Source organism: Alcaligenes faecalis (assembly GCF_041521385.1).
Lineage (GTDB): Bacteria > Pseudomonadota > Gammaproteobacteria > Burkholderiales > Burkholderiaceae_B > Alcaligenes > Alcaligenes faecalis_E.
The window spans coordinates 1,891,509-1,917,243 of the sequence record NZ_CP168006.1 but is presented as its reverse complement, the minus strand read 5'-3'; the positions used below and the strand labels follow the sequence as shown (position 1 = coordinate 1,917,243).

At 57.7% G+C, this 25,735-nt stretch carries 21 protein-coding genes and 1 tRNA gene; 9 read left to right on the top strand and 13 right to left on the bottom strand.

The features are described 5' to 3' along the window. Positions 1–27: 27 nt before the first annotated feature. A complete protein-coding gene (mnmH, locus tag ACDI13_RS08650) occupies positions 28–1,134 on the bottom strand; it encodes a tRNA 2-selenouridine(34) synthase MnmH (RefSeq protein WP_316988904.1) in 1,107 nt (368 codons plus the stop codon). Further along, entirely contained in the window at positions 1,134–2,168 is a 1,035-nt protein-coding gene (selD, locus tag ACDI13_RS08645; protein ID WP_316988873.1) for a selenide, water dikinase SelD, read from the bottom strand. Before selD ends, mnmH begins: the two co-directional genes overlap by 1 nt. A gap of 235 nt (positions 2,169–2,403) precedes the next feature. Here selD and ACDI13_RS08640 point away from each other — a divergent pair, with 235 nt between their 5' ends. Next, on the top strand, positions 2,404–4,524 hold the full coding sequence (locus ACDI13_RS08640; RefSeq protein ID WP_316988872.1) for a TonB-dependent siderophore receptor: 2,121 nt from the start codon (positions 2,404–2,406) through the stop codon (positions 4,522–4,524). Between the two features lie 33 nt (positions 4,525–4,557). On the opposite strand, the gene ACDI13_RS08635 is transcribed toward ACDI13_RS08640, so the two are convergent. Together ACDI13_RS08635 and ACDI13_RS08630 are read right to left on the bottom strand one after the other, a co-directional pair. Further along, entirely contained in the window at positions 4,558–5,646 is a 1,089-nt protein-coding gene (locus tag ACDI13_RS08635) for a hypothetical protein (RefSeq protein WP_316988871.1), read from the bottom strand. Positions 5,647–5,806: 160 nt separating this feature from the next. Then, positions 5,807–8,065, bottom strand: coding sequence for a FepA family TonB-dependent siderophore receptor (locus ACDI13_RS08630; RefSeq protein WP_316988870.1), 2,259 nt, complete (start codon positions 8,063–8,065; stop codon positions 5,807–5,809). Between the two features lie 361 nt (positions 8,066–8,426). Here ACDI13_RS08630 and ACDI13_RS08625 point away from each other — a divergent pair, with 361 nt between their 5' ends. The 4 genes from ACDI13_RS08625 to ACDI13_RS08610 all read left to right on the top strand — a co-directional run bounded on the left by ACDI13_RS08625 (position 8,427) and on the right by ACDI13_RS08610 (position 11,498). Further along, the gene (locus tag ACDI13_RS08625; RefSeq protein ID WP_316988869.1) at positions 8,427–9,398 is read left to right on the top strand and encodes a tripartite tricarboxylate transporter substrate binding protein; all 972 of its coding nucleotides are present in this window, start codon (positions 8,427–8,429) and stop codon (positions 9,396–9,398) included. Positions 9,399–9,405: 7 nt separating this feature from the next. Beyond that, entirely contained in the window at positions 9,406–10,020 is a 615-nt protein-coding gene (locus tag ACDI13_RS08620) for a glutathione S-transferase family protein (RefSeq protein ID WP_316988868.1), read from the top strand. A 30-nt stretch (positions 10,021–10,050) separates the two neighbouring features. After that, entirely contained in the window at positions 10,051–10,833 is a 783-nt protein-coding gene (locus ACDI13_RS08615) for an aldolase (RefSeq protein WP_316988867.1), read from the top strand. A 68-nt stretch (positions 10,834–10,901) separates the two neighbouring features. Further along, positions 10,902–11,498, top strand: coding sequence for a helix-turn-helix domain-containing protein (locus tag ACDI13_RS08610; RefSeq protein ID WP_316988866.1), 597 nt, complete (start codon positions 10,902–10,904; stop codon positions 11,496–11,498). A 62-nt stretch (positions 11,499–11,560) separates the two neighbouring features. Here the strand turns inward: ACDI13_RS08610 and ACDI13_RS08605 are convergent. The 9 genes from ACDI13_RS08605 to ACDI13_RS08565 all read right to left on the bottom strand — a co-directional run bounded on the left by ACDI13_RS08605 (position 11,561) and on the right by ACDI13_RS08565 (position 22,658). Then, positions 11,561–11,656 (bottom strand) — tRNA-Sec (locus tag ACDI13_RS08605). An 85-nt stretch (positions 11,657–11,741) separates the two neighbouring features. Next, entirely contained in the window at positions 11,742–13,661 is a 1,920-nt protein-coding gene (gene selB / locus ACDI13_RS08600; RefSeq protein WP_316988865.1) for a selenocysteine-specific translation elongation factor, read from the bottom strand. Then, entirely contained in the window at positions 13,658–15,076 is a 1,419-nt protein-coding gene (selA, locus tag ACDI13_RS08595) for an L-seryl-tRNA(Sec) selenium transferase (protein WP_316988903.1), read from the bottom strand. The genes selB and selA overlap by 4 nt, the downstream gene beginning before the upstream one ends. Positions 15,077–15,163: 87 nt before the next feature. Then, positions 15,164–16,090 (bottom strand): formate dehydrogenase accessory protein FdhE, encoded by a 927-nt coding sequence (fdhE, locus tag ACDI13_RS08590; protein ID WP_316988864.1) that lies wholly within the window; start codon positions 16,088–16,090, stop codon positions 15,164–15,166. A gap of 77 nt (positions 16,091–16,167) precedes the next feature. Continuing rightward, positions 16,168–16,821 (bottom strand): formate dehydrogenase subunit gamma, encoded by a 654-nt coding sequence (locus ACDI13_RS08585; RefSeq protein WP_316988863.1) that lies wholly within the window; start codon positions 16,819–16,821, stop codon positions 16,168–16,170. Continuing rightward, positions 16,814–17,731 carry a formate dehydrogenase subunit beta gene (gene fdxH, locus ACDI13_RS08580; RefSeq protein ID WP_316988862.1) on the bottom strand — a complete coding sequence of 306 codons (918 nt, stop codon included), beginning with the start codon at positions 17,729–17,731 and terminating at the stop codon, positions 16,814–16,816. The genes ACDI13_RS08585 and fdxH overlap by 8 nt, the downstream gene beginning before the upstream one ends. A gap of 3 nt (positions 17,732–17,734) precedes the next feature. Continuing rightward, a complete protein-coding gene (gene fdnG / locus ACDI13_RS08575) occupies positions 17,735–20,809 on the bottom strand; it encodes a formate dehydrogenase-N subunit alpha (RefSeq protein WP_316988861.1) in 3,075 nt (1,024 codons plus the stop codon). A 235-nt stretch (positions 20,810–21,044) separates the two neighbouring features. Then, the gene (locus tag ACDI13_RS08570) at positions 21,045–21,719 is read right to left on the bottom strand and encodes a DUF1971 domain-containing protein (protein ID WP_316988860.1); all 675 of its coding nucleotides are present in this window, start codon (positions 21,717–21,719) and stop codon (positions 21,045–21,047) included. Between the two features lie 225 nt (positions 21,720–21,944). Further along, a complete protein-coding gene (locus ACDI13_RS08565; RefSeq protein WP_316988859.1) occupies positions 21,945–22,658 on the bottom strand; it encodes a Crp/Fnr family transcriptional regulator in 714 nt (237 codons plus the stop codon). Between the two features lie 211 nt (positions 22,659–22,869). Between ACDI13_RS08565 and ACDI13_RS08560 the strand changes: the two genes are divergently transcribed. From ACDI13_RS08560 to ACDI13_RS08545, 4 genes are read left to right on the top strand one after another with little or no spacing between them, the layout of a single operon-like run. Further along, entirely contained in the window at positions 22,870–23,808 is a 939-nt protein-coding gene (locus ACDI13_RS08560) for an ABC transporter substrate-binding protein (protein ID WP_316988858.1), read from the top strand. Next, entirely contained in the window at positions 23,805–24,584 is a 780-nt protein-coding gene (locus tag ACDI13_RS08555) for an ABC transporter permease (protein ID WP_316988857.1), read from the top strand. Before ACDI13_RS08560 ends, ACDI13_RS08555 begins: the two co-directional genes overlap by 4 nt. Next, on the top strand, positions 24,577–25,278 hold the full coding sequence (locus ACDI13_RS08550; RefSeq protein WP_316988856.1) for an ABC transporter ATP-binding protein: 702 nt from the start codon (positions 24,577–24,579) through the stop codon (positions 25,276–25,278). Before ACDI13_RS08555 ends, ACDI13_RS08550 begins: the two co-directional genes overlap by 8 nt. Then, positions 25,275–25,718: a CopD family copper resistance protein gene (locus tag ACDI13_RS08545; RefSeq protein WP_035270184.1), complete on the top strand. Its 444-nt coding sequence runs from the start codon at positions 25,275–25,277 to the stop codon at positions 25,716–25,718. The genes ACDI13_RS08550 and ACDI13_RS08545 overlap by 4 nt, the downstream gene beginning before the upstream one ends. Positions 25,719–25,735 lie beyond the last annotated feature (17 nt).

The window sequence follows — 25,735 nt, the reverse complement described above, 5'->3', positions numbered from 1 at the left end:
AATGATGGCAGGCCTTGTGGGCTGGGCCTAAGGTGTGATTGGGTCGTGGCGACGCAAATAATTCAGGACAGTGTCGGCATCACCCTGAAAAATGACCCGATCGGCTTTCTGCTCGCGCTGATAGCTGTACATGGGGTCGTAGTATTGCCTCAGCAAGCCCCCAATCCAGTCGCGGTGGCCGTCCAGTGCGCCACTGCGCTCTTGTTCCTGCAGGGCGGCGTCCATGATGGCTGATAGTTGCTGATAGCGTTGATGACCCAGCCGTTTGGTGATGCGGGCCAGGCTTTGTCGCAGTTGCTCGGCAAACAGCGTAAAGCCGGTTTGCGGGCCGTACTGTTGTGTAAATTCTGCGTGCAGATTCTGGACGTAGTCGCGCACAATGCGCGTAATGCGGTTTTCCAGACTGTCTTCCAGCCAGATAAGGGGCCACTGCTGCATGCCACGATACAGGCTCAGTGGCAGGCTGCAACGGCCGATGGTCTGGCTTTCGTCTTCCAGCACAAAGCCTTGATGCCCTTGTGCGGTTTTCTTGAGCATGGCAATGGACAGGCGGTGTTCAAAGTCGATCTGGCTGGGTTGGCCAGTGGCATGTTTGCCAAAGCTGGAACCGCGATGGTGGGCATAGCCCTCCAGATCCAGGCTGTGATCAAGTTGCTGCAGCACATCAGTTTTGCCGGTACCTGTCATGCCCCCCAGAATCTGAAAGCGGGCACTACTGATGGTTTGTTCCAGATTGTTCAGCAAAAAGCCCCTCATGGCCTTGTAGCCACCTACTACACGGGGGTATCGAATGCCTGCTTCTTCGCGTAGCCAGGTTTGTGCGATCTGGCTGCGTAGACCACCTCGGAAGCAATACAAATAGCCGTCGGGATGGGCTTGCGTAAATTGCGCCCAGGCCTGCAGGCGTTCTCTCTTGATCTGACCGCTGACCAGCTTGTTGCCCAGTGCAATAGCCGCTTCCTGGCCGTGTTGCTTGTAGCAGATACCCACTTGATGCCGTTCTTCATCGTTCATCAGCGGCAGGTTCAACGCGCCGGGAAAGGCACCTTTGTTGAACTCGATGGGAGCGCGAGCGTCCATCAAGGGCACATCGTTCAGGAACAGCTCGCGGTAGTGGTGGGTGTCAGGGCGCATCAAGCGATTTCGACGGCGTGGGTTTGGGCAGGGATGAACTCCCCAATGGCTTCCAGTTGCAGGCCTAGTTCGGCAGCCGTAGCCATAAATTCGGCAGTGGCAGAAGGTTCTACCGCGATCAGCAAACCGCCGCTGGTTTGCGGGTCGCACAGGATATTGATTTGTTCCTGGCTGATAGGGGCAATGCGGTGGCCGTAGCTGTCGAAGTTACGTTGCGTGCCGCCGGGCACACAGCCTTCCTGCAGATAGTGTTCAATGCCGGGCAGCATGGGCACTCGGTCCAGAGTCAGACGGGCGGTCAGGCCACTGCCGTCTGCCATTTCGATCAGGTGGCCCAGCAAACCAAAGCCGGTTACATCTGTCATGGCTTTGACGCCGGACAGTTGTGCAAAGCGGTTGCCAGGTTTGTTCAGCGTACACATCCAGTCGCGTGCCAGGTTTTGATCTTCGGGGCGCAGCTTGGCTTTTTTCTCGGCTGTGGTCAGCACGCCAATGCCCAACGGCTTGGTCAGATAGAGCTGGCAACCTTCGGTAGCCGTGTCGTTGCGCTTTAACTGGCCTTTATCAACCACGCCGGTGACGGCCAGACCAAAAATAGGTTCGGGTGCATCAATGGAATGGCCACCCGCCAGGGCGATGCCCGCGGCATCGCAAGCAGCGCGCCCGCCGCGTACGACTTCTCGGGCGACTTCGGGGGACAGCACATTGATGGGCCAGCCCAAGATGGCGATGGCCATGATGGGCTTGCCACCCATGGCGTAGATATCGCTGATGGCATTGGTCGCGGCAATGCGTCCAAAGTCATACGGATCGTCCACGATGGGCATGAAAAAGTCGGTCGTGGAAACCACGCCCGTTTCCTCATTCAAACCGTAGACAGCCGCGTCATCCCGTGAGGTATTGCCGACCCACAGATTCGGGTCCACGTTTTGGGCGCCGCTTCCCGCCAGGATAATGTCCAATACTTTGGGGGAAATCTTGCAGCCGCAGCCGGCTCCATGACTGTATTGGGTCAGACGAATAGGAGTATCCATATTGTTCGGGGGGAGGTTGTGATCAGAAGTCGTTATGGTAAATCGAGAAGGGCACTTAGGCGATGTCTGGACGTTATGGACAGGCCCCGGTTTGTTTGTTCAGAGTGGTTGTGCCTTGAAAGCGGGATGCGTTTATACCTGAAAATATCCCTGTTTTTTGCTGGATCACATTTTTAAAATAAATATTTTTCATTACAATAATAAGAATAATTCTTATTTGCATGAAGGGGAAGTAATGAAAGTAGTGGTTTGGGCTGGCGGGTATTCCATGGTGTTGGGGCTTTTGATGAGTGCGGCGCATGCTCAGGAAACACCTCAGGAAGTGTCCACCTTGTCGTCCATTAAAGTGCGGGCTCACAATGAGAAGTCAGAGGGGACAGGCAGCTATCAGCAGCAGGCAGTGCCCCAGATTTTGAAGTTGCCAATGACGCTACAGGAGCTGCCCCAGTCTGCAACGGTCATTACGCAGCAACGGATGGAAGATCAGGGCCTGGATACCTTGGGACAGGTCATAGAGCAAAGTCCTGGGGTCAGTCGCCGCCAATATGGAGATGACGGCGCAGGCTACACCTCATTTCAGGCCCGTGGCTTTAACATCACGAACTACGTTATTGATGGCGTGCCTACGACGGCTGCCGCCTTGCAAGGTTATGGCGGGGTGAGCGTCATGGATACGGCTATTTATGACAATGTCGCCATTGTGCGCGGCGCGACCGGCCTGCTCAGTGGGGCCGGAGAGCCGTCCGCATCCATCATGATGCAGCGCAAGCGGCCCACTGCAGAGTTTCAAGGGCAGGTTTCCGTGGGAGCTGGGACCTGGAACCGTTACCGTGGCATGGCCGATATTTCGGGCCCGCTCAATGACAGCGGTTCTGTGCGGGGACGTCTGGTTGCGGCCTATGATCAGTCCCGTTCCTGGAAGGATGGCTACAAGGGTAAACGGGATGTTTTCTATGGCGTGATCGAGGCGGATCTGGGGGCGCGAACGGTAGCCAGATTAGGTATTGAGCACATGGATAATCGTTACGACGGCTCCAGCATGCACGCATTCAGTGTCTCGGATACGGCCGGAAATCCGGTGGAGTGGGATCGCAGTGATTCGGCAACGGCGGCATGGGCTTACAGCAAACAGCGTCGAACGATGGCGTTCGCTCAACTTGAGCACGAATTCAACGATGATTGGTCCATTCAAATGGCGATGGGGCGTTCTTGGCTGAATAATGAGCAATTGTATGGCGTGGCCGCTCCGGCACCGACCCCGCAGGGACGTGGCTCCATGACGGCGGGCTTTAACGAAAAAACACCGACTCAAGATACGGCTGACATCACGATCAAAGGGCGTTTTCAGGCTTGGGGGCAAGGGCATGACATTATGCTGGGGGGCAATTACTACGAGCTTTCCCGGCATGACATGGCTTATGCGCGCCAGCGTATCCCTATTGCTCAGATCAAGGACTTTGACCGTAACTTACCGCGCCCGGACTTGAAAATTACGGGGCCGGATAATCAGCGCGCACGACAGTGGGGGGCGTATGCCGCAACACGCCTGCGCTTGACGGACAAGTTGGCGTTGATCGCGGGTGGACGAGTCACTAGCTGGAAGGATCACTCCAATACGACTTTGCGCAAAGACAATGGCGTGTTCACCCCGTACGCCGGTCTGGTCTACGACTGGAATGAGCAGTGGGCGACCTATGTCAGCTATACGCAAATTTTCAATCCTCAGTCCAGACAGGACAGAGACGGCAATTATCTGGATCCTGAACAAGGTACTAACTACGAGGTGGGGGTTAAATATCTGTTCCCTGGGGAGGCGGCATCCGCATCGTTGGCAGTGTTTCAGACTCGTAAGGATAATCTGGCAGTCGTCGATGGCAAGGAACTGACGCCTAGTGGGAATCAGGCGTACACCGCTGCCAGCAATACGCGTTCTGAGGGGGTTGAGTTCGAGATCAACGGCGAACTGGCCCCCGGCTGGCAAATGGGAGCGGGCTATACCCATTACCGCTTCCGTGGTGCTGACGGAGAAAAGATCAAGACGGATATTCCGGCTGACCAAGTCAAGCTGTTCACGACGTATCGTTTGCCTGGAGCATGGCATAAGTTAACGGTAGGTGGCTCTGTGCAATGGCAAAGCAAGATTTTTGATAATCAGTTAACCGGCGTAGCCCGTGAAACCAACACACAGAAAGCCTATGCGGTGGTGGATCTGATGGCGCGATATGCCTTTACGCCTCGGGCGGATTTAACCGTGAATTTCAATAATATTTTCGATAAAACCTATCGCCTGGCGTACAGCAGTCATACTTACGGTGCTCCACGTAATGTGATGGCGTCATTGCGCTATCGGTTTTGAGCTGACGGGTACTTCTTGCTTGGCTGGCGCCATTTAGGGAAAGGGCAGGGGGCGCACCACCTGGGCAAGCCGGTCAGTAGCGACCCATTGTGCAAACTGCTCGCCCAGGTGCTGGCTGTGTTCAACGGCGTGTTGCCAGGCCAGACGTCGGTCCGCATCAGACAGACGCTTGTAGTCGGAACGATCCGGGATTTTGTGGCCTTTCAGGCGCTGATAAAAGTGTGGGGTGGGGCATAACAGAATCAGATTATCCAGGCTATGGGGGCGGCGGGCCTTCTGCCAGCGTGGCAGGTATTTGTCGAACCAACTGGCGCTGATTTTTTGTGTGAAATGGGGAAACAAGGTCAGGCCAGGGCTGTCCAGATCCAGTGCGCAAAAGTTGTAGTCCACCAGTCCACCGTCCCGGTAGAGCCCGGCGGGCCAGTTATGGGCAGCATCAACACCGTCGATGACTAATGGAATGGCGGTGCTGGCAGCCAGGGTCTGGAACAGGTTGTGCTGATCCAGCGCCGCGTAGCGAGCCTGACTGTGATGTTTGCCGTGGATGGGCAAGGGGCTGCGGGTGTCGTGCACGATGACCCGTTCAAAGAACCAGCGCGGGATGGCTGGGTGTACATAGTTGCCGACCATGCAACCGAGCAGGGCTGCGCCAAGCTGTTTTTGATTGCGAGAGCTCGCCCAGCCTTTGCTGCGCGCCACGGTAATGGCGAAGCGATAGCGCGGGTGGTTCAGGATGGCCGCCTGCGAGTCGGCGTCCCCCAGGAACGTTTTCAGCATGGTCTGGGTAGACCGGGTAATGTCCGCTACTGTGGAGTTAGGTAGAAAGGGGCTGTGTATATAAAGCTGCGCGAAGTCCGCAAAAGCTTTGTGGGGGTCGTTCTGGGCTGCGCAGGCAAACCGCCAGGAGGCCACTGAGCTGCCAAATAACCATAGTGGCTCGTCATGTGTGTTGAGCCAGTCCCCAAACAGGTACTGATCCAGCCCAGTGAGTGCCAAGGCCTTTGGTCCGCCCGCGCTGCCAATTAATGTGCTGATATCTTTGGCATGCAAACCCTGGTTTTGAATGTGGCGATGGGCACGAGGCCCGGCGTAGATCGCGAGGTCAGGCTCGGTGGACGACAAGATCAGCTCCCGAATGTGATGGTTCTGTAGCCAGATGGATGGCTAACAAGGCTTTAGTCTAGCGTTGTTGGGGCGGGGCCGGGGAGAGCTGGGTCGAAGCGAGGGAAGAGCTAGCCCCTGCCACTCCAGTTGAGGAGGGCAGGGGCTCTAGCAAGAGGCCTTAGAAGCTGGCTGTCAAAGTTGCATAGTATTGACGGCCAGGCTCGTTATAGGTGTTGGCACCTTGGCCGCTACCGGAGTCCTCGCGGTACAGACGCTTGTCGAACAGGTTGTTGACGCCCAGGCGGATATTCGTGGACTTGGTCACTTGATAAGCACCGCTTAGGCCGAAGATGGCATACGAGCCACGTTCACGCAGACCATCGCCTGTCACGGCCGAGTTATTGGACAGGTTCTGCGAGCGAGGTTTTTGCTTGCCATACAGGGTGGCGGTTGCCAGCATGGACAGCTTGTCGTTCACGCGCCAATCCAGCGTGCTGTTCAGGGTGTAGCGTGGAATGACGGTCAAAGGCTGATTCGTTTCCTTGGACTTGTTGGTGATCATGTAAGTCAGGTTATTGCTCAGGCTCAGTGTCTCGCCGTTCTCACCCAGAATCGGGATGGTCAGATTGCCCTCCAGACCGCGGATGACCGCCTTGCCGGAGTTCACCCATTGGAAGGGACGCACCAGGGAGCCGCCGATGTTCACCGCATCCGGAATGGTTTGGTCGCCCATATCGGCCACAATCTTGTTGCTGTAGTCGTTTTGAAAGTACGTCAACCCTGCTGCCCAGCCGGCATTGTCGTAGGCCAGACCAATTTCCTTGTTGATGCTGCGCTCGGGCGACAGATTGTCGTTACCGAAGATGTAGCAAGGTCCACTCACACGTTGGCCTGTTACGGGGTCGAACGGGCAACCGTAGCCACGTGTCTGGTACAGGTAGTTGGGGTTGGACTGGTACAGGTTAGGCGCTTTGAACGCGCGGGCAATACCGCCTTTCAGGGTCAGATGGTCGGTCAGGAAGTAGGAGGCGTTCAGGCTGGGGCTCCAGTTGTCGCCAAACTTGCTGTGGTGGTCAAAGCGGACACCGGGAGTGATGGTCAGGGCTTCGGTCAGCTCGATATTGCCTTCCACATAGGCGGCAGTGGTGCGAGCCTTGCTCTTGGAGTCGGTGTTGCCATTGATGGTCTGGCCAGAGCGGGTAGCGTAATCATCATCCAGGCGTTGATCACGGTGTTCAAAGCCTATGGTCATCAGCACGTGCTTGTTGGCGATCTGTAAGGGCGTGTTGTATTCGCCTGACAGGTTCAACGAGCGCAGCTCTGATACGGAACCCGCGCCAGGGTTGGAAATACTGCCTTCGCCACCTCCGGCCAGCCCTTCATTCAAGCGGGAGTTGGTGGTGCCCTCATAGGCAACGGTGAGGCGCGAACGGCGGCCTTGGCCATAGTCTCCATAGTGGCTCAAGGAGCCAGCGCGGCGATACATGATGTTGGTTTCGGCACCGTCATCGGCCAGCGAAGCGATAGTGGCATTGCCATTGGTGAACAGACGTTCGCCGGCAAAAATATTACCCTGGCGACTAAACGAGCCTTCCAGTTCCAGGCGATGGTCGCGGTTGATATCTAGGCGGATCAAGCCGTTGATGTCCTTGTTGCGTACACCTTCGCGGCCTGCGGGTGGGACGTTTGTTTCGCTGACATCAATGCCAGAGGATTGGGCGTTCAAGGCAGGTTTGTCTGCATCGGTTTTGGCGATATTGCCGTAGACGCGGAAAGACAGTTTGTCGGCGATGGGGCCGGACAGGTTAAAGCCGGTGCGACGTGTGGAGCCGTAATCGCTGTCCTCGGGGATTAAGCCATAGGCGGTTACCGAGCCGGAGAAGGTATCGGTAGGCGCTTTTGTGATGATGTTCACCACACCACCGGCGGCCCCGGAGCCGTAGCGCGCGGCTGCTGGCCCACGCAAAACCTCAATGCGTTCGATGGCGTTGGCAGGTACCCAGTTGCTGTCGCCACGGGTATTGCGTTCCCCGTTGCGTCCCATGCGGATGGAGTCGCGCGAGCTGACGGGCTTGCCGTCAATCAGGATCAAGGTGTTTTCCGGGCCCATGCCGCGCAAGTCAATCTGGCGACTATTACCGTAGGTTCCAGATGGGCTGTTACCTGTCAGGTTCACGCCAGGCATGGTACGGATTAGCTCAGACAGATCGTTGGCGGGAGGGCGTTTTTCAATATCCTTGGCGGTGATAGTGGACACGCCTGGAGCCTGTTTGACAGCCTCTTCTGCCGAAGGCAGGACACGGATTTCCTCCAGCGAGGTGACCCCACCACGTACGTTGGAGGTTTGTGCTTGCGCATTGAAACTGGCTGCCAAAGCCGTGGCGAGCAGGCCCAATGCAAAGATCGGGCGGCGGGCCGGTGGCGTCAATACATTCATACTCTCTTTCCTGGTAGCTGATAAATATAATGAGAATTATTCGTAATCAATATTTTGTTTAAAAATGTGTTGGCTGTCGAGAAAGCAGACGAATGTGTGGTGTCTGAAACACGGACAGCACAGATAAGCCTTCAGTGGTGTTCTGGACAAGATTTGTTTTATAGGAAAACTTCTGGTTTTTTTCAGATGGCTGTCATACCTGGACAGCGCCACGAATCCCGAAAATACGCCTACTGCTTCCTTGCTTGGGTTCGATAAAAAAATCTTTTAAGACATTCATTTCTTTATTTGACACGATGGGTCATTTTTGATGAGAATGTGTCCTGAACAATTCAAACTTAAAAAGTTCAGGAGACATGTCATGAAAAGGATGCTTGGTTTAACGATGGCCGGGTGGGCGGCCTTGATGATGTTTGTGGGGTCGGCGCAGGCAACGACGTTTCCAGCTCAGCCAGTGCGTTTGATCGTGCCCTTTGGCGCAGGCGGTATCACAGATCTGGTGGCCCGCCTTCTTGCCCAGCAGTTGGGCAAGGAGTTGGATCAGACCGTGATTGTTGAAAACAAGGCGGGTGCCGGTGGCATGATTGCCGCCCAGGCCGCACAAAATGCCAAAGCGGACGGATACACCGTGTTCATGGGGACAGTAGGGACACAGGTGGTCAATCCCTTGCTTGTCTCCAAGATCAACTACGACCCACAGGCTTTTGTACCCATCGGTATGGTGACGGGGTCGCCGTATGTGCTGGCAGTTCGTTCGGACCTGGGTACAGAAACGTACGCCCAATTGGTCAGCCATGCCCGGCAGGAACCGGGGCTGCTGAACTTTGGGTCTGCAGGAGTCGGGAGTTCTCCGCATTTAGGGATCGAACTGTTCAAGCTAACCGAGAAACTGGATGTACGACATATCCCCTTCAAGAGCGGGGGGGAAGCGGTCAGCGCCGTGGTGGGTCGCCATGCTGACATGGTGATGGATGCCATTCCAGTGATCATGCCGCAAGTGAAGGCGGGCAAACTCCATGCACTGGTGCTGGCTGATAGTCAACGTTCCTCGGCCGCTCCGGAAGTCCCTTCCAGCGCAGAGTTGGGCGCCCCTGATTTGCGCATCAGCTCCTGGAACGTGTTGTTGGCTCCACCCGGTACGCCACCGGAGACCGTTGCTGTATTGAGGACGGCATTACAAAAGACACTGGCCGACCCGGAGTTCAAAGCTCATCTGGAGCAGCAAGGCAGCCAGGTCTACACCGGCACCCAGGACGAGTACCAAAACTTCATCAAGGCCGAGCGCAGCAAGTGGGAGCGTATTGTGCAGACCGCAGCAATCAGCCTGGAGTAAGGGGCAAATGATGAACCAACCGGCACTGGAGCTTATCGACACGATCTATACCGGCAATGGCTGGAAGGTGCGACTGCTGTGTGGCTATCTGGATATAACGCTACAGCGGCGCAGCCTGTCTATCGTGGAGGGGGATCTGGATACCGAGGCGTTCCGGCGTATCAATCCCTGGGGGCAGGTGCCGGTATTGCGGACTCGGGAAGGGCCCTGGCTGGCGGAATCGGCCGCTATCTTGTGGTATCTGGCACAGGGCACGGCGTTCTTGCCCGCCGATGCGCTCACCCAGGCACAGATTCTGCAGTGGCTGTCTTTTGAGCAGACGCAGCATATGACCAACCTTGCCCAGCCAAGACTGTGGGTGACATTGCGAGGCACGATGACGGTGGACGACCCTGCAGTGCTGGCGTGGCGTGAGCAGGGCAATAAGGCTCTGGCCCATATGGAGGCGCATCTGCAGTTACATCACTATTTTGTGGGAGACAGTCCCAGCATCGCGGATGTTGCCTTGTTTCCCTATACCTGCATGGCGCCGCAAGGGGGGTATGATCTGCGCGCTTATCCATCGGTCCGACTCTGGCTCGAGCGCATGCAGGCCCTGGCGGGCTATGTCCCGCTGTTGTGAGCAGGAACGTCATTTACAAAAGGAGTGGTTATGAGTGACACCATGAGCTTGTCTAAATCTGTGCTGATTGAACAAGCACAAAGCCGAATGCAGGCCGTGTTTGAAATCCCTGAACGCAGTGTCCCCGAGAAGCTCGCACTGACTTGCCGTATTCTCTTTGATGGTGGCCATGACTCTGGGCTGGCAGGCCAGATTACCGCACGCGGGGAACAGGAGGGCACGTACTTTACCCAGCAACTGGGCTTGGGTTTTGACGAGATCACCTCGACGAACGTTTTGCTGGTAGACGAGGATCTGACCGTGTTGAAGGGGTATGGCATGCCGAATCCGGCAAACCGCTTTCACTCCTGGGTGTATCGTGCCCGACCCGATGTGAACTGCATCATTCATACGCATCCTTTGCATGTGGCCGCCCTGTCCATGCTGGAGGTTCCGTTAGAGGTCTCTCATATGGACAACTGCCCCTTGTATGAGGACTGTGCGTTCCTGAAAGATTGGCCTGGTGTGCCCGTTGGCAATGAAGAAGGGCAGATCATTGCCGAGGCTTTGGGTGATAAACGCGCTATTTTGTTGTCACACCATGGCATGTTGGTGGCGGCGGCCTCCGTAGAAGAGGCTTGTGTTCTGGCATTGCAATTTGAGCGTACAGCGCGCATGCAACTGTTGGCGATGTCGGCCGGACAGATCAAGCCTATTGCACCGGAATTGGGCCGGGAGGCGCATGACTGGATTTTGAGGCCACGTCGTTCCGAGATCGGCTTTGAATACTATGCCCGAAAGGCCTTGAAACGCCATGCGGATGTTTTTGAGTAGAATAAGAGGCTGCTTTTTTATATGCGCTCCGAGCCTGGCCTCGGGCGCCGCACCTCTTTTTAGCCCACATGACCCATCTTCCCTTTCGCTTGCGCGCTCTGCGTCGCCAACATGGCTTGTCGCTGGAGCAATTGGCCCAGCGTACTGGTCTGACTAAAAGTTATTTGTCCAAGCTGGAGCGAGCTGTCAGCGCGCCCTCTATCTCTACCGTGGTCAAGCTGGCTCAGGCTTATGGCATGGGAGTGTCGCAACTGATTGGAGAGGGGGAGTTGGATCAAGACGAAAGTGTGTGTGTCGTGCGTCGGCACGATCGTATGCCCTTGCCCAGCGTGGCCGGCCACAGCGCGTACCGTTACGAAAGCATGGCCGGGCGACGACGTTTTCGCTTGATGGATCCCTTTATCATTTACCCTCCACACGACCACCAGCAGCCTGCACCGACCTTCCCGCACGGGGGGGAAGAGTTTTTGTTTGTGATTCAAGGACAAGTGCAGGTCACCATTGCCGAACACAGCATGACCTTGGAGGTGGGTGATTCCGTTTATTTTGACTCGGAGCTACCCCATAGTGTGCTTAGCTTGGGGGATCAACAGGCGCAGGTACTGGCGGTGACTTGCTCAGACGCAGGGCCGACAGCAGGGCGTCGTTCCACGCCTGAGAGGTAGGCTGGCCAACACACACACAGGCGTCTCAGTAGTGCCTGTGGCGTTGGGGGCGCTTAAGAAACTGGCGGAAAGCAGCAGGAGTCGAACCTACCTGGGAACGTCTGACGCCCCCAACCGGGTTTGAAGCCCGGCCGTGCCACCGGGCACGGATGCTTTCCATCGAGGCCCTATCATACGTTAGGGCTGAGTACGCTTCAACGATCAGGGTGCTGCATGCCCTGACTCCCGCATGACGCTCCGGGTTCAATGTGCAGCCGACCAGGCTTCCCCCCGTAATACATGGCGATCACGTACCCGTCGTGTATAGCCGACGCGATCAAAGAATTCCAGAATCTGAATGGCCCGTTTGCGGCCCAATCCCGTGGCATCGCGAAACTGCGCGGCACTGAGGCCTTGGCCGCTGTGCAGCTCCTTGACGATATCAGCCAGGATGGCAATCTGGCGGCGGTGATAAAAGAGATCATGCACGATCTGAAACAGCTCCCCTTGGCGTACCAGTCGGCGCAGCACATGGCGGGTCTGGTCTTCCGGGGTTTCGGTCTCTTTGGCCAGATCGCGTGTCCAAGGTGGGTCAAAACGACCGGCTTCGATCAAGGGCAGCAAGGTACTGGCCAAAGCCTGGTCTTCCGGACTCAGGGTAACGCGGTGTCCAGGTGTGTGCAGCCAGGCCCCCTGACGTGCCAGACGCTGGGCGGCTAGCATATGTTCAGTCAGTAGTTGCCAGACGGTGTCGGGCATGGTGGGGGCGGCCATGCGTCGCAGACGGCTGATGGACAGGCCAGGCTCGTCGGGACTGCGTTCGTGGAACTGCAGCATGACGCTTTCGACGTGTTGGGTCAGGGCCTCCAGGCGTGCATCACTGATCAAAATAGACGGGCTTTGTGGGCGAGAACCCGTGTGCCAGCGTGCATTGGCCGGGGCGATCAAACCTTGTTGAGATCCTCCCGACAGACGCAGCAGCGTTGCCTCGTCCAGCCCGTAGGGCGCGTGGGCCAGCAGGCCCTCCAGTGGTCCACCATGCGCCCATTGTGCCAAGGCGTCCAGCCAGGCCAGGCGCGTTGTAGAGCGTCGTTTGCGGTCCGGTGCATTCGGGTCCAGCACAATCCCGCCGCCGACCGTTTCGCTAGCCTGGGCGTTGCGCACAATAAATCGCTCGCCCGTCATGGTGCAGATGGGACGGTCAAAGACCAATTGGACCTTGCCGGTCTGGCCGGGCTGCAAGGACTCGCCATCCAAAGGCACGGCATGGGCCGTCAGGTGTGCGGCCCCCATGTGGACATGCCAGGGCGACCAGGTGCGCAAGGCGGGGATATCTTTGTCCAGCAGGCTCAGTTCCACGTCGATACGCGTGGAGGGGATGAAGCATCGCGCGTCGGCCAGCCAGTCGCCGCGCTCGATATCCTGCACATCCATCCCGCCCAGGTTCAGGGCACAACGCTGGCCGGCTCGGGCCTGGCGCGAGGCCTGGTTCTGGGCATGGATACTGCGTACTCGCACTGGCGTGCCACGCGGCATCAGGCGCAAGTCTATCGCCGGGCCGTCCAGATCCAGCACCCCGTCGTGTACCGTGCCGGTCACGACCGTGCCATGGCCTTGCAGGGTGAAAACACGATCAATGGCCAGCCGGAAATAGCCTTGGCCATTCTGTGTGGCGGATTGCAGGGCTTGTGTATGCAGATGCTGGCGTAACGCTTCCAGACCGGGTCGGTCGTTGGACAGGGCATCGACGACGAAGACGGGCGCATGGTCCAGAAAGGTTCCTTGGACAAGGGTTTGCAGCTCGGCTTTGACGGATTCAATCCGGGCCACATCCGCGCGATCCGCCTTGCTCAGAACGATGGCGCCGGCCTGTAACCCGAGTAGTTGCAGCACCGCCAAATGCTCGCGGGTTTGCGGCATGACGCCGTCATCTGCGGCCACGATCAGCAGGCCAAAATCAATGCCGGTGGCCCCTGCAACCATGGTGTGTACCAGACGCTCGTGGCCGGGAACATCAATAAATCCCAGAATCTGTCCGTCGGGTAAGGGCGTATAGGCATAGCCCAACTGGATGGAGATGCCGCGCTTTTTTTCCTCTTCCAGACGGTCGGTATCCACGCCAGTCAAGGCGCGGATCAAGGTGGTTTTGCCGTGATCGATATGTCCTGCGGTGCCAACAATCATGCTTGCTCGGGAGTCAGTTGTGCGCTGAAGGTGGCTTCAAAGGGCTCTTCCAGACAACGCAGGTCCAGCCAAAAGGCATCTTGCGCAATACGCCCGATGACGGGCTGGGGTAAAGTGCGCAGGCGTTTTTCCAGTGCAGTCAGATGGCGGCCCGGACGGCCTGTGCCTGGGTAGGCAAAGCGTAGGCCAAAGCTGGGCAGCACATCCTCGGGCAGAGCACCGCTGCCAATCTGGCTCAGCATGGCAGTGGGCTCGACAACAAATTGTGTCCCTACCCATTGCTGCAAGACAGGTGCCAAACGCAGTGCCTGGGCACGCATTTCAGCCGCTGGCCGAGTCAGCAGACGCAGGGTGGTCAGGTGTTCGGGCAGGCGTTCTGGCGAACGGTACAAGGCCAGTACCGGTTCCAGCGCGGCCAAGGTAATTTTGCCCACGCGCAGAGCGCGTTTGAGCGGGTTTTTCTTGATCTTGGCGATCAGGTCTGCCCGGCCTACGATCAGACCCGCCTGGGGGCCACCCAGCAGCTTGTCGCCGCTGAAGGTCACGATATCGGCACCGGCTTCGATGGTCTCGCGCACGGTGGGTTCAGGGGGCAGACCCCATTGGCTCAGGTCCACCAAGGTGCCGCTGCCCAGATCCACGCTGGTGGGCAGGCCGTGTTTTTTGGCTATCTGTGCAACTTCTTCGACTGAAACGCTTTTGGTGAAGCCTTTGACGGCGTAATTGCTGCAATGCACCTTCATCAACATGGCGGTGCGCTCGTTGATGGCGTTTTCGTAGTCAGCCGCGTGGGTACGGTTGGTGGTGCCTACTTCATGCAGGCGGGCACCTGCCCGTTTCATGATGTCGGGGATACGGAAGGCGCCGCCAATTTCAACCAGCTCACCGCGCGACACCACGGTTTCCCGTCGGGGGCTCAGGGTGCTGAGCATCAGCAGCACGGCGGCGGCATTATTGTTTACGACCGTGGCGGCTTCGGCGCCCGTCAATTCGCAGAGCAAGGGGTTGATCAGGTCATCGCGGTCGCCTCGGCCTCCGGTGTGCAGATCGAATTCCAGATTGGCGGGGGAGCGCATGGCCTGGACGACAGCCTGGATGGCGTCATCCGGTAGCATCGCACGCCCAAGATTGGTGTGCAGCACGGTGCCGGTCAGATTGAAGACCGGGCGCAGTTGTAGCTTGGATTCTTCTTGCAGCTTGGCCTGCAATGCTTGAGTGAGCTGGGCGGGCTCCAGATCCTGAGGGCGTAGTGCTCCCTTTAACACGGCCTCCCGCAGTGCCTGCAAATGGACGCGGGCGTGCTGACTGACGCGTGTGTGACCGAACTGGCTGAGCAAGGGCTGGAACTCTGGCGAGCGCAGCAGGCGGTCCAGGGAAGGGATGTGGGCGGGGGAGAGTTCAGGAGTAGGGCTCATCATTCAAAGGCAGGCATTTGAGTCTATGGGCGGGGTCCATCAGCTACGCCTTGTGCGCAAAGCGACAAGGCGTAGGGGAATCTTAGCTTAAGACTGCTGCCAAAGAAGTGGATTGCCGCTGGCGCGGGAATAGCCTTCTTCGCCCATCAGAACGTCCAGAGCCAGGCTGGCCAGGTCGTCCGCAACCGGGTCTATGCCCAACTGCTTTTCCTGATAGAAGATTTTGCGGTAGGTGTGGCAGTTGTCGCAGGACTCGGCCTTGATCCCTTCCGGGCCATCTTCAATGGCGTGATAAGCCACGCTTTTGGTGCTTTCGCAGTGCGAGCAGGTGACACGCACCAGATGCCATTCCACGCTGCAACGGGGGCAGCACATGTAGCGGCAGCCATCTTCACGACCACCGACACGCACCACGCTGGATACGGGCAGGCTGCCGCAGGATGGGCATACGCCAAAGGGGCTGGTTACAGACAGTTGGCCCTCGGTCAGCGAACAGGCCAGGTGCGTCCAGTAGACCTGCAAGGCGGCCATGACAAAAGGTGCGGCGGCACCATCTTGTTCTGGCAATTGCTCGGCCAGAATCGCGTCAGCCAGATCTTCCAGCTTTTGTGGGTCAGACTCGGCTTTGTTAAGCAGGCCCTGGCAAACCTCTTGGGCAGCCGCAGGCACATCCGAGGTCTGGATCATGTGATGGAGCAAGCTGCTCAGAATACTGAGCCACTGCGGATCGCGCTTCCAGCCCGAGGCCAGCAAGGGCGGCATGCCGTGTTGTTGTGCCGTTTCCAGCACATCAGCAGGCAGTTCGGCGGGGACAAGCGCAGTGAGTTGCTTGTGCTGCCCGTCCACCAGATGCGCCAGCAAGAGCAGATAGGCTCCAACGGGATTGTCGGCAGCCAATTGACGCAGACGCGCCGCCCGGTCTGCAAAGACGCTGGCTCGCACAGGCAGGCGCAGTCGGGGGATGGAGGTGTGGTCCAGACTTTCGATTTCGCCGCGCGGAAGGATGCGTTGCAAGACAGACTCCTGAAAACAAGACTGCCATGCCCGAAATGGCGCATGGCAGCCGGGTTGCTGATAAAACAGAGCCCCGCTTATTCGGCAGGACGGTTAGGACCTTTTTCCATTTCTTCACGGAACCAGGCGCGGTGGTGTTTCCAAGCCCAGGCACGGGTCACTGTGCCTTGGGTCATGGCTTTGACCGAACCCTTTACCCAGATACCGGCGTAGATGTGCACGATAATCGCGCAAATCATCAGCAGGGCGCAGACCGCATGCAGCACGGAGGCCAAGCGGATGGCCCAGATGGGGAAGAAGGCGGAAAAGTATTCGCGCCACATCACCACACCCGTTGCCAGTAAGCCGATCATGAAGATCACCAGCGCAAAAAACAGGATTTTTTGCCCGGCGTTATAGCGGCCTACTTCGGGGATACGCTCGTCCTTGGCGTTGAGCACGTCCTTGAAGTGACGCAGCCAGGCCGCATCACCCTTGGAGAACATATTGTGCCGTACCATGCGTGCCGCAAACAGGAAAAAGCACACAAACATCACCACGCCAATAAACGGGTGAAGAATGCGTGTCCACGGGCCCCCGCCAAACAGATTGGTCAGCCAGAACATGGACGGATGAAACAGCGCCAGCCCGGACAAAGTCAGCAGCACAAAGCTTATGGCAATAATCCAGTGATTAATGCGCTGACTGGCGGTGTAACGCTGAATCAGGCCTTTGCGGTTGTGATCAGTCATGGTGAGCCTCCTGGATCTTGCGGGCGTCCTCGTCGGCGCGGCGCTCGTCTTCCTCGTCAGTCTCGTTCGGGCCGGTTCGGATGTAGTGGAAGAAACCAACCAGAGCGGTCAGTGCCATCGCTGCAACCCCCAGCGGTTTGGCTACTCCCTTCCAGAGCGAGACCATCGGACTGATTTGCGGGTCTTTGGGCAGGTCGCTGTACAGCTCGGGCTTGTCGGCGTGATGCAGCACATACATGACGTGGGTGCCGCCCACTCCAGCCGGGTCGTACAGACCGGCGTTTTCAAAGCCGCGCGATTTCAGGTCCTCAATACGCTCTTCAGCATGATGCTGCATGTCTTCTTTCGTACCGAAAACAATCGCGCCGGTAGGACAGGTCTTGGCACAGGCCGGTTCCTGTCCGACCGCCACACGGTCCGAACACAAGGTGCACTTGTAGGCTTTCTTGTCCTTTTCCGAAATGCGGGGCACATCGAAAGGACAGCCGGTCACGCAGTAGCCGCAGCCAATGCAGTTTTCTTCGTGGAAATCCACAATGCCGTTGGTGTACTGCACGATGGCGCCCGGCGAGGGACAGGCCTTCAGGCAGCCTGGGTCCTCGCAGTGCATACAGCCGTCTTTGCGAATCAGCCATTCCAGGTCGCCAGCGGGGTTTTCATACTCCGCAAAGCGCATGATGGTCCAGGACTTGTCGGTCAGGTCGGCCGGGTTGTCATACACCCCGACGTTGTGGCCGATTTCGTCGCGCGTATCGTTCCATTCCATGCAGGCGACCTGACAGGCCTTACAGCCAATGCACTTACTGGTGTCGATCAGCTTGGCCACCTCCCCGCCCACGGGCTCGCGCACGCTGGGCGATGGGGTGGTGGTTGCAGAGCGCCGTTTGATATCGAGTGATTGCAAGGCCATGGCTTACTCCTTAACCTTTTCAAGTTGAACCAAAAAGGCCTTGGTCTCCGGCGTTTGCGAGTTGCCGTCCCCTACGGGCGGTGTCAGCGCATTGATCAGGAAACCAGGTCGGGCCAGACCTACAAAACCCCAGTGCAGCGGGATCCCCACTTGGTGGACCGTTTTGCCATCCACGTTCAGGGCCTTGATGCGCTTGGTCACGACTGCCACGGCCTTGATGTAGCCCCGGTTGGAGGACACCTTGACGCGGTCGCCCTGGACAATGCCCACTTCCTTGGCCAGTTCCTCGCCAATTTCCACAAACTGTTCGGGCTGCACGATGGCGTTCAGCTTCACGTGCTTGGTCCAGTAGTGGAAGTGCTCGGTCAGGCGGTAGGTGGTACCCACGTAGGGGAACTTGTCTACCGTACCCATGGCCGCCAGGTCGTCCTTGAAGATACGCGCCGCCGGGTTGGTCATGGCACGAGGCTCGTCAGGACTGAGCGGGTTGTAGCTCAAGGGGCTTTCAAAGGGCTCGTAGTGCTCGGGGAACGGGCCTTCTGCCATGCCTTTGCGGGCAAAGAAGCGGGCCACCCCTTCGGGGTTCATGATGAACGGGCCCATGCCATCAGCGGGATTTTCATCGGCCTTGTAGTCAGGGACGTCCGCACCACCCCAGCGTTTTCCATCCCAGTGAATCAGGTTGCGGCGAGGGTCAAAAGGCTTGCCGTTCAGGTCACAGGACGCACGGTTGTAGAGCACGCGGCGGTTCGCTGGCCAGGCCCAGGCCCAGTTCAGCGTCTGGCCGATGCCGGTTGGATCGCTATTGTCGCGGCGAGCCATCAGGTTGCCTTGCTGCGTCCAGGCACCGGCATAGATCCAGCAACCACTGAGCGTGGTGCCGTCGTCGCGCAATTGGGCAAAGCCATCGAGCTGTTCGCCTGCCTTACGTATGATCTTGGTCGGATCTTTGGGATCGACCAGATCGACCAGTGCCCGCCCCGAGTATTCCTTGGCCAGTTCAGCAGCGGTTGGATCGTGCGGGTTGGAGTACGGCCAGGACAGGTTCAGGATTGGGTCAGGGAAGGCGCCGCCTTCTTTCTGGTACAGCGAGCGAATATGCGTGAACAGCGTGCTCATGATCTCAATGTCGCTCTTGGCCTCCCCCGGAGGGTTGGCGGCCTTCCAGTGCCATTGCAACCAGCGGCCCGAGTTCACCAGTGCGCCTTCTTCCTCGGCGAAACAGGTGGTGGGCAGACGGAACACTTCGGTCTGGATGGAAGCGGAATCGACATCATTGTGTTCGCCATAGTTTTTCCAGAACTCTGACGTTTCCGTGACCAGCGGGTCCATGATGACCATGTACTTGAGCTTGGAGAAACCACGCAGTAGTTTGGCCTTGTACGGAGCCGCCGCCAGGGGGTTGAAGCCCTGACAGATGTAGCCCGTCATCTTGCCTTCGTCCATCAGCTCGAACACCTGCAGCATGTCGTAGAGCTTGTCCAGCTTGGGCAGGTAGTCGTAGGCCCAGTTGTTCTCGGCCTGGGCAGCATCACCAAACCAGGCTTTCATCAGGCTGACGTGGAACTTCTTGTAGTTGCGCCAGTAGCTCAACTGGTTCGGGCGGAGCGGTTGGTGGGCGCGTGCACCAATGTAGCCGTCAAACTCTTGCTCGGCCTGGTTGGGCAAGGTCAGATAGCCCGGTAGCAGGTTGGACATCAAACCCAGGTCGGTCAGCCCCTGAATGTTGGAGTGTCCGCGCAGTGCGTTCATGCCACCACCGGCAATACCGATATTACCCAGCAGCAACTGGACCATGGCGCCGGTGCGGATGATTTGCGACCCAATCGTGTGTTGCGTCCAGCCCAGTGCATACAGAATGGTGCCCGCGCGACCCGGTTCCGCGGTCGAGGCCAGCATTTCACAGACTTTCAGGAACTTGTCCTTGGGCGTGCCACAGACGCGTTCCACCATCTCGGGCGTGTAGCGCTCGTAGTGCTTGCGCAGCAGTTGGTACACCGAGCGTGGGTGTTGCAAGGTGGGGTCGGTTTTGACGTAACCGTCCTCGCCCAGCTCGTAGTCCCAGGAGGACTTGTCGTAGCTGCGTTTTTCTTCGTTGTAGCCCGAATACAGCCCTTGCTCGAAGTCAAAGTCTTCGCGCACGATAAAGGGCATATCGGTGTAGTTGCGCACGTATTCGTGCTGGATTTTGTCGTTATCCAGCAGGTATTTGATGACGCCACCCAGGAAGGTGATGTCGGTACCAGTACGTATAGGCGCGTAATAGTCCGCCACGGATGCCGAACGCGTAAAGCGTGGATCCACAACGATCAGTTTTGCATTGTTGTGTGCTTTGGCCTCGGTTACCCATTTGAAACCACAGGGGTGCGCCTCGGCTGCGTTGCCGCCCATAATCAGCACAATATCCGCGTTCTTGATGTCGACCCAATGGTTCGTCATCGCTCCACGGCCAAACGTCGGGGCAAGACCTGCCACCGTCGGGCCGTGTCAGACACGTGCTTGGTTATCGAACGCCAGAACACCCATGCTGCGGATGACTTTATGGGTGACATAGCCCACTTCGTTACTGCTGGCCGAAGCTGCCAGCATGCCCGTGGTCAGCCAGCGGTTCACGACGGTGCCGTCTTCAGTTGTAGTCTGGAAGTTGGCGTCGCGGTCTTCTTTCATCAGCTTGGCAATACGCGAGAAAGCGTCTTCCCAGGAGATGCGCTCCCATTTGTCCGAGCCGGCGGCGCGGTATTCGGGGTATTTGAGTCGGTTGGGGCTCTTGATGAAATCCACCAAGCCTGCGCCCTTGGGACAGAGTGTGCCACGGTTGACCGGGTGGTCTGCGTCGCCTTCGATGTGAACCACACTGGGCTCGGCATTCATGGCACCGTCACCACGGGAGTACAACAGCACTCCACAGGCTACAGAACAGTAAGGACAGGTATTTCGCGTCTCTGTCATGCGGGTCAGTTTGTACTGCCTGACTTCCGCCATGGCGGGGGTGGGCGCAGCGCCCAGCAAAACCATGCTGGAACTGGCCAGCGAGGCCCCCGTCACTTTGAAGAACTGACGCCGATTCATGTTCACCATGCGGCTCTCCAATAGGATTGTGTTTTCGTGTTTGAAATCTGAAGGGGCTTGCCTTGTGAGCGACACCCCTGTTTTATAGTTGAACAGTATAAGCGTTGAACGTAAGGTTCCGGCCTGATGGGCGTGTCTAATTGAGCAAGAGTAATCTTGATTCTATTGAGGTTTTCACGCGGGAGCCGCAAGTGTAGTCGGTGATGCGGGTATTCACCTATTATTTGTAAGGGATTTTTTCAATTTAGCGGGCGTGTTTGAAGAATTCGATCTGAAAGCGACCGGGCAGCTCAAACTCCACATGATGCAGGACTTGGGGTTCAATGACTACGCATTGTCCGGTAGTCAGGACCACTTCGGTAAAGGGCTCCTGATCCAGCGTGAAGCGTAGTACGCCGGATTGAACCCGCAGCAGGCCCCAGGTGCCGACCTTGGTGTTGTGGGCACGGCGCAGGGCCTCGGGCAAATTGTCCGGCGTGAAAACGGGGGATTGGCTGTAGCGTTCCAGCCCTTCGGGCAGGGTGTCGGGCAGGCGCGTTTGATGGCTTTGCGCCTGATAGGTTTGCCAAAGTTTGGCGGCAATGCGGTCTGCCATCGCGTCTGCCTTTTCTTGCAGGGCGGGTTTACCCAGATTGGCCGTGGTTTGGTGGAAAATTTCCAGCCAGCGTTCAAACAAGGGCCAGGATAACTCGGGCAGGGCCGCATGGCGCGCAATCGGGGCGCCCTTGAAGCGGCGTGTGCCCAGCAAAATGGCCGACCAGAAGTCGCACAGCATATCCAGATGCTCGTCCCAGTCCTGCACATGGTGCTCAAAAATCGGGCCTAGCTGTGTATCTTGCCGCACCTGCGCGTAGAACTGGGTCACTAATTGGCGGATGTCGGCTTCGGTGTCATCGGTCTGCGGCAGCGTGGGTGTCATGGGTATCAGGCAGGGAAGCTAAAAGTCGGCATTCTGGGTCTGCTTGAAAGGTCTTCCAATGACAAAAGTCATGATTGCCTAGAGGTGGAGCACTTCCGGCTTCAGGCGGCGATGCCCTCGCTCAGTTGTTCACACCGCGTTTCAAAAAAGCAGGTGGCCTGTGGTCCAGCTTCTGCGGCTGCTGGATGCGTTGGGACAATCCTTTCTTGGTGGCTTTGATATCACCTAAAAGGAGCGTTGTGCAGGGCTGGCTAAGCGTAGAAGATGGGCCTGGTCGCGTACCTGCCAGTCGCTGCGTTTGCCACTGACATAGCCACGCGCCTGCCAATCCGTAAACAAACGGCTCAAGGTTTCAGCCCGTATACCCAAATGGGCGGCCAGTTGTCGCTGGTTCATGGGAAGCTGAATGTTTTCCCCTTGGCGGGCTTGCAGGTTCAGCAAGTAGTTCGCCAGGCGCTCGGCCGCCGAGCTGGCGGAAATCCAGTCCACTTTATTGACCTGTGCATACAGGGCACTGCTCAGGCCGGCCATCATGTTCATGGCCAGGTCGGGCCAGCGGCGGCAGGCTGCTTGCAAACTGCTGCGTGAGAGCTTGTAAACATGCACGGCTCCTTTGGCGCGGGCGCACATGGGGTAGCGGCCATGGGGCATGAACATGGCCGCTTCCGCCACCAGTTGACCGGAATCGAACACGTGAAAAACACGCTCGTCGCCATTTTGGCTGTAGCGCAGGATTTCTACCTGGCCGCTGTCGACCAGCAAGCAATAGCGGGCCTCGTCTCCTTCATCGAACAGGATCTGCCCCGAATAGGCGTGTTGCGCCAAGGCGTCACGGCACACATGTTGGATGACCTCAATGGGCAGACCTTGCAGGAGACGATGGCGGGCCAGCAATTCAAACAAAGCGGGGCACGGGCCGGGCATGTTGACTTTTGTCATTTGGGCGCTTGGATGAAGATGGGAGAATTCCCATTTGATAATAGTTCTCATTATACGAATCTCCATGCCATATATCTATCAAGGGTTTTGCCGCTGGGCTGCTTCCCAGGCAAAAAGCACGCGTTCCGACAGAGGGCAGCAGGCCATAAAAAAAATTGGCAGTGGGATATTTGTCCCTAAAGCCTTGGGGCGCGTTCTGTCTGGTTTGCTTTTGGCCTCGCTTGTCACAGGTGCCCAGGCTGCGCCCCGTTACGAGTCCCTGACGCTGGCTGGCCCAGGTGCGGTGGTGTCCTATCCCTTGATGCATATGGCCAAGACCCAGGCCTTGAGTCAATACACGGACAAGCTGGAATTTCGTCTGTGGCAAAACCCGGATCAGTTGCGTGTTTTACTGGCCAAAAAAGAAGTGGATTACAGTGCTGCGCCCAGCAATTTGTCCGCCTTGATGTTCAACAAGGGGCAAGCCGTCAAGCAATTGAATATTTCGGTCTGGGGGATTTTGTGGCTGGTCAGCCGAGATCCTGCCGTCAAGAGTTTTAGCGATCTGGCCGGTAAAGAACTGCTGGTGCCATTCCAGCGTGACCTCCCTGCTGTCTTGCTGGATACCTTGCTAGCTAAACAAGCCGAGCCGGGCAAGCAAGCTGTGCGTTTGCGTCGTACCCGCGATGCGCAAGACGCCATCGCCTTGATGTTGACTGGGCAGGGCGATCAAGCCTTGCTGGTTGAGCCCACCGCGTCTTTGCTGTTGTGGCAGGCAGGGCAGAAGAAGGTGGTGCTGCATCGTGGCCAAAGTCTGGAGCAAGCCTGGGCGGAAGTGTTCCCTTCGCAACAGGCACTGCCCCAAGCGGGCGTGATGGCGAACGTCACCGTAGCTCACGATACCGAGCTGAATCAGGCCGTAGAGCGGGCGTATGCCGAGTCGGCCCGCTGGTGCAGCCAGCAGCCGCAAGCGTGTGCCCAAATGGTTCATGGCTATTTGCCGCAGTTCCCGGTTCCAGCCATTCAAACCGCCATTGAAAAGACACGCCTGGACAGTCGCCCGGCCAGTGAAATTCGCCCTCAACTGGAAGCTTTGTATCAATTGCTGGCGGATTCGCATCCCCAAGCCTTGGGGGGTGGTTTGCCTGCTGCCGGGTTTTATGGGCCATGAAAACCAAGCCTCATTTAACAGCTCGTAGCTCTCGTGTCTGGGGCCTGGTGGGTGTGGTGCTGATCCTGCTGTGCTGGCAGATCAGCGCCATGCTTCTGGGGCCTTTACTGATGGCCTCGCCCATGGAAACTGCCCGCGCTATTCCACGTTTGATGATGTCCGGCCACTTTCTGAATGATGCAGGAGCCAGTTTGCTGCGCGTGGCGGTCGGCGTCAGCGTCGGCTGCTCCATCGGTTTCACGCTGGGCATTTTGGCGGCGCACAGCCCGCGGCTGCGCGGCTTGCTGGAACCTTTGCGCTGGCTGCTGATGGCGATCCCACCTGTAGTGGTTGTCGTGCTGGCCATGCTCTGGTTTGGTCTGGGTTCGGGCATGGTGATTTTCATGACGGTGCTGATGATGGTGCCGGGCATGTACGTGAACACCGTCAAAGGCATGTTGCAGGTAGATCGCGACCTGATCGAGATGAGCCACGTTTACCGCTTTGGCTGGTGGCGTCGTCTGCGCCACCTGTATCTGCCTTCTCTGACGGCCCCTTTGACGGCTGCCTTGCTGATCGCCTGCTGTGGCGGTGTGCGTCTGGTGGTGATGGCCGAAGTGTTGGGCGCAGAAAGTGGCGCAGGCTATGCCCTGGCCAATGCGCGCAGCACCTTTGACAGTGCTGAGCTGTATGCCTGGGTGGTGCTGATTCTGGGCTTGGTCGCTGCGATTGAATTTGTCTTGCTGCAACCCTTGCAGCGTCGTCTGGGGCAGTGGCGGGAGGACAGCCATGCTTGAGTTAAGCCATGTCCAGGTGCTGTTCGGACAAAAGCCGGTTTTGCAGGATTTAAGTTTCACCTTGAAGGCTGGGCAGCGTCTGGGCGTTCTGGGGCCTAGCGGTGAAGGCAAAAGCACCTTGCTGCGTTTGGTGGCCGGGCTCATCAAGCCCGATCGCGGCCAGATCTGGAACAAGTTTCGTCATCCCGTGCTGGTGTTTCAGCAGCCTCGCTTGCTCCCCTGGCGCAGCGTGCTGGACAACGTGCAGATTCCGCTGCGCGCGCAAGGTCTGTCCGCTACGCAAGCCAAAGAACGTGCCATGTACTGGCTGGGGCAGGTAGAGCTGGCCGATGTTGCCCAGTTCTGGCCCGGTGAGTTGTCCGGTGGCATGGCGCAGCGGGTGGCACTGGCCCGCGCCTTTGCCTTGCAGCCGGACCTGCTGCTGCTGGACGAACCTTTTAGCGCGCTGGATCCGGCCTTGCGTAACAGCCTGGCTCAAGTCTGCCTGCGCTGTCTGGAAGAAACCGGAGCGGCGCTGCTGTACGTCAGCCATCAACCTCGTGAATTGATGCAGGTTGCTGATTCCTGCCTGCTGCTGCAAAAGGGGCAAGGTCAGTTGTTTCAGCCTGTAGCCCCGGCGGATACCGCTGCCCGCGAGCGTCTGGCCGATTCTTTGTATGCCCAACTTTTGTCTCAGGAGGCTTTGACGCCATGACCGCCTATCCCGTGATCCTGCTGTTTCATCTGTTTGCCGCCCTTTTTTTTATCGGCACGGTGTTTTTTGAAGTCCTGATGCTGGAAGGGATACGCAAGCACGTTCCGCGAGAGGCCATGCGCACCTTGGAGATTGCCATTGGTGACCGTGCCCGCCGCATCATGCCCTGGGTTTTGCTGGTTCTGTACAGTGCGGGGATAGGTTTGGCCTGGCATCACCGTGCGGCGCTTGCCCACCCTTTCGATAACACTTTGGGCCTGTTTCTGACGATCAAGATTCTGTTGGCACTCAGCGTTTTTGGCCATTTTCTGACGGCTATGACTTTGCGGCGCACCGGACGCATGAAGTCCATCCATTTCAAGCGCATTCACCTAAGCGTGTTCTGTCACATGGTCGGGATCGTGATCCTGGCCAAGACCATGTTTTATCTGCACTGGTAATTTCACTTTCTATCGAG

What these genes read in the sequence shown, in the direction of transcription:
- ACDI13_RS08640 (WP_316988872.1), top strand. Translation starts at nt 2,404, where the DNA reads ATGAAAGTAGTGGTTTGGGCTGGCGGGTATTCCATGGTGTTGGGGCTT.
- ACDI13_RS08550 (WP_316988856.1), top strand. Translation starts at nt 24,577, where the DNA reads ATGCTTGAGTTAAGCCATGTCCAGGTGCTGTTCGGACAAAAGCCGGTT.
- ACDI13_RS08545 (WP_035270184.1), top strand. Translation starts at nt 25,275, where the DNA reads ATGACCGCCTATCCCGTGATCCTGCTGTTTCATCTGTTTGCCGCCCTT.
- ACDI13_RS08585 (WP_316988863.1), bottom strand. Translation starts at nt 16,821, where the DNA reads ATGACTGATCACAACCGCAAAGGCCTGATTCAGCGTTACACCGCCAGT.
- selB (WP_316988865.1), bottom strand. Translation starts at nt 13,661, where the DNA reads ATGATTGTTGGCACCGCAGGACATATCGATCACGGCAAAACCACCTTG.
- ACDI13_RS08610 (WP_316988866.1), top strand. Translation starts at nt 10,902, where the DNA reads ATGACCCATCTTCCCTTTCGCTTGCGCGCTCTGCGTCGCCAACATGGC.
- ACDI13_RS08555 (WP_316988857.1), top strand. Translation starts at nt 23,805, where the DNA reads ATGAAAACCAAGCCTCATTTAACAGCTCGTAGCTCTCGTGTCTGGGGC.
- mnmH (WP_316988904.1), bottom strand. Translation starts at nt 1,134, where the DNA reads ATGCGCCCTGACACCCACCACTACCGCGAGCTGTTCCTGAACGATGTG.
- ACDI13_RS08570 (WP_316988860.1), bottom strand. Translation starts at nt 21,719, where the DNA reads ATGACACCCACGCTGCCGCAGACCGATGACACCGAAGCCGACATCCGC.
- ACDI13_RS08625 (WP_316988869.1), top strand. Translation starts at nt 8,427, where the DNA reads ATGAAAAGGATGCTTGGTTTAACGATGGCCGGGTGGGCGGCCTTGATG.
- ACDI13_RS08615 (WP_316988867.1), top strand. Translation starts at nt 10,051, where the DNA reads ATGAGTGACACCATGAGCTTGTCTAAATCTGTGCTGATTGAACAAGCA.
- fdxH (WP_316988862.1), bottom strand. Translation starts at nt 17,731, where the DNA reads ATGGCCTTGCAATCACTCGATATCAAACGGCGCTCTGCAACCACCACC.
- selD (WP_316988873.1), bottom strand. Translation starts at nt 2,168, where the DNA reads ATGGATACTCCTATTCGTCTGACCCAATACAGTCATGGAGCCGGCTGC.
- ACDI13_RS08630 (WP_316988870.1), bottom strand. Translation starts at nt 8,065, where the DNA reads ATGAATGTATTGACGCCACCGGCCCGCCGCCCGATCTTTGCATTGGGC.
- selA (WP_316988903.1), bottom strand. Translation starts at nt 15,076, where the DNA reads ATGAGCCCTACTCCTGAACTCTCCCCCGCCCACATCCCTTCCCTGGAC.
- ACDI13_RS08565 (WP_316988859.1), bottom strand. Translation starts at nt 22,658, where the DNA reads ATGACAAAAGTCAACATGCCCGGCCCGTGCCCCGCTTTGTTTGAATTG.
- ACDI13_RS08620 (WP_316988868.1), top strand. Translation starts at nt 9,406, where the DNA reads ATGATGAACCAACCGGCACTGGAGCTTATCGACACGATCTATACCGGC.